Genomic DNA, 2,521 nt, shown 5'->3' with positions numbered 1-2,521 from the left:
ACTATGCCCGGGCCGGCGCGCGCGTGCTCGTCACCAGCGCCCCGCATCTCGCCTCGCCGCGCGATGTGCAGGTGCGCTTCGTTGTGGCTTGAACGACGGGAGTGAAGCGAATCCTGTTCCCCGCCGAGCCGCGCCGAGCTGCTCGTGTTGGTGATCCTGGTCTCCGGTCTGATCGCCCAAGCACCGGGCGAGGTGCGGGGCCTCGGCTGGCGCCCGCGATGGGCGCGGGACGAGGGGTGCGGGCGACGGTGATGCGATCTCCCGCACGCTCAGCAGCACTGGACCATGGCTCGCTCTCCCGGGCGTCGAGGAGGTCGGGGGCGGTCGGGGGGTGCGCCGTCCCGCTCGCTGGGGACCGTTCGCCGTCACGTCTTCCACTTCGAGCATTGAAGCCCTTGGCAAATCGCCCCCATAGTCGTCGTGGGCGCGAGACGTCCAGCGTGAGCCACGGCAAACAGCCAACGCGGAGACGATGATGAGCGATAAGCCGATCTACGACTATCCCGGCAGCGAAATCGACGTGCACTGGGACGAACGCCTGTGCATCCATATCGGCGAGTGCGGCCATGCCGCCAACCGCCTCTTCGAGGCGGACCGCAAGCCCTGGTGTGTGCCGGACGAGGTCAGCCGGGCCGAGGTCCGTGAGGTCTGCGAGCGCTGTCCCAGCGGTGCGTTGAGCTACACCGACAAGTCCGGCGAGCCGGAACAGGCGCCCGCCGAGAACACCCTGAGCCTGGTCTACAATGGCCCCCTCTATCTCACCGGCGATCTACACATCGAGGATGCCGCCGAGGACATGGCCGGCACCCGCTTTCGGGCCGCGCTCTGTCGCTGCGGGGCATCCGGCAATAAGCCGTTCTGCGATAACAGCCACCTGCAATCCGGTTTCCAAGACTTCGGCGCCGTCGGCGAGGTCGGCCCGGGCGCGGACCGCACCGGCGGTCCGCTTGAGGTCAAACGCATCCCGAACGGCCCGCTGAAGGTAGAGGGCAACCTCAGCATCCGTGCCGCCAGCGGCCGCGTCGCCTGGCAGGGCACGAAGGCATTCCTCTGCCGCTGCGGGGCATCCAGCGCCAAGCCCTTCTGTGACGGCAGCCACAAGCACGTCGGCTTCACGGACGGCTAGCGAGCGATGGCCCGCAGTAGGTGCGGTGTACGTGCGGACGTATCTCGGGGCTCATGCCAACCAAAATTGGCGTCGCCTGGATCGTCCATGTACGTGCGGATGTACCTGCGGCTGTAGGTGCGGCTGTAGGTGCGGCTTCAGCCGCACGGTGAGTTGCCGCATCGAGATCGTTTGGCCTGACCCCCTTTCCCCCTTTTTCCATTGAATTTGCCTTGTTAGGGCTTGCCTCCTATTATGTACGGCATCTCCGTACGCATGAGGCGCATGCCGATGGACACCACGACTGTAAACAAATTTCGAGATGGCCTGAAATCATTCGTAGAACAGGTTGTTAGCCAGCACATGCCGCTGCGCGTGACGCGCCGAAATGGTGCGGATTTCGTGGTGATGAGCGCAGAAGACTGGGAACGAGACCAGGAAACCCTATATGTGCTCCAGAACAGCAGCCTCATGCGCCAGATTGCCGAAGCAAGTGCAACCCACAAGGCCCACGAAGGATACACCCCAACCAAGGAACAGATAGATGAGATCCTTGGTGTTTGAGGGCAGAACATGGCTCATCTACGAGGAATTACGGCATCAAGATAAACGTTTGCATAAGAATCTCTGCGCAATTCTCAAAGAAATGCTGCGCGACGATCCAATAACGGGCTTGGGCAAGCCTGAAGCCTTGCGCCATAACCTGACCGGATTTTGGTCGAGACGACTCAGCCAAAAAGACCGGCTAATTTATAAATTCGACGATACTCATATCTATGTTTTCGCCATTGGTGGGCACTACGATCAGTTTGACCCCTAAAGCGGTCGAAGCCACGTCTCTTCGATTCACGCCTGATCCTATCCTGGACCTGCTTACATTCGTTCTTCACCCTGAACAAACCGCCTGACGTGAATTGATGGTGACATTGCGGCGGGAGCGGACCGAGTCGTCATCGGCTGGGACAGTTTGGGGGACCAGTGGATTCGTTGACCATCGGCTCCGGCGCCGGCACGGGTGTGCGGGGCTTCTGGTTGGCGTCGGTGCCCTGTTCTCCATCTGAGCTTCGACAATCTTGTGCGAGGGACCGGCGTTCGTCGTCGCCCGCAAGCGGGTTCCTAAGGTTCGAGGAGGACGCGCACACGGCTCGCGCGCCCGCGGGCGTCGACGACGGCGATGGTGGCGAATCCGGGGCTCGTGGGGTGCCAGTCGGCAGGGCGGCCGTAGGGGGAGCGGGCGACGGCGGCGCCATCGACATACCAGATGAAGGGCGGCAGGCCGTTGCGGACCTTGAGGGGCAGCGCGGCCGGGGTGGCGCGGTCGAGGCCGAGGGCGATCTGGGCGCCGTCCGGTGGGTAGGCGATCTCGGGGGCGGCGATGGTCGTCGTCGATGCCTGGTGCGGGGCGCGCACGCGGCG

3 protein-coding genes and 1 pseudogene are annotated in these 2,521 nt (G+C 63.5%); 3 read left to right on the top strand and 1 reads right to left on the bottom strand.

The annotated features are described in order from the left end of the window. Positions 1-475 precede the first annotated feature (475 nt). The 3 genes from ABC977_RS18030 to ABC977_RS18020 all read left to right on the top strand — a co-directional run bounded on the left by ABC977_RS18030 (position 476) and on the right by ABC977_RS18020 (position 1,925). Positions 476-1,126, top strand: coding sequence for a CDGSH iron-sulfur domain-containing protein (locus ABC977_RS18030; RefSeq protein WP_369668657.1), 651 nt, complete (start codon positions 476-478; stop codon positions 1,124-1,126). A 270-nt stretch (positions 1,127-1,396) separates the two neighbouring features. Further along, the gene (locus ABC977_RS18025) at positions 1,397-1,669 is read left to right on the top strand and encodes a type II toxin-antitoxin system Phd/YefM family antitoxin (RefSeq protein ID WP_369668656.1); all 273 of its coding nucleotides are present in this window, start codon (positions 1,397-1,399) and stop codon (positions 1,667-1,669) included. Beyond that, positions 1,650-1,925: a Txe/YoeB family addiction module toxin gene (locus ABC977_RS18020; protein WP_369668655.1), complete on the top strand. Its 276-nt coding sequence runs from the start codon at positions 1,650-1,652 to the stop codon at positions 1,923-1,925. Before ABC977_RS18025 ends, ABC977_RS18020 begins: the two co-directional genes overlap by 20 nt. A 296-nt stretch (positions 1,926-2,221) precedes the next feature. Here ABC977_RS18020 and ABC977_RS18015 read toward each other — a convergent pair. Further along, a pseudogene (locus ABC977_RS18015) lies at positions 2,222-2,521 on the bottom strand (penicillin-binding protein 1C); the annotation flags it as partial.

Source organism: Thioalkalicoccus limnaeus (assembly GCF_041197575.1).
Taxonomy (GTDB): Bacteria; Pseudomonadota; Gammaproteobacteria; order Chromatiales; family Chromatiaceae; genus Thioalkalicoccus; species Thioalkalicoccus limnaeus.
Note: the sequence above shows the minus strand (reverse complement) of the source record. Positions and strands in the feature narration are given on the sequence as shown.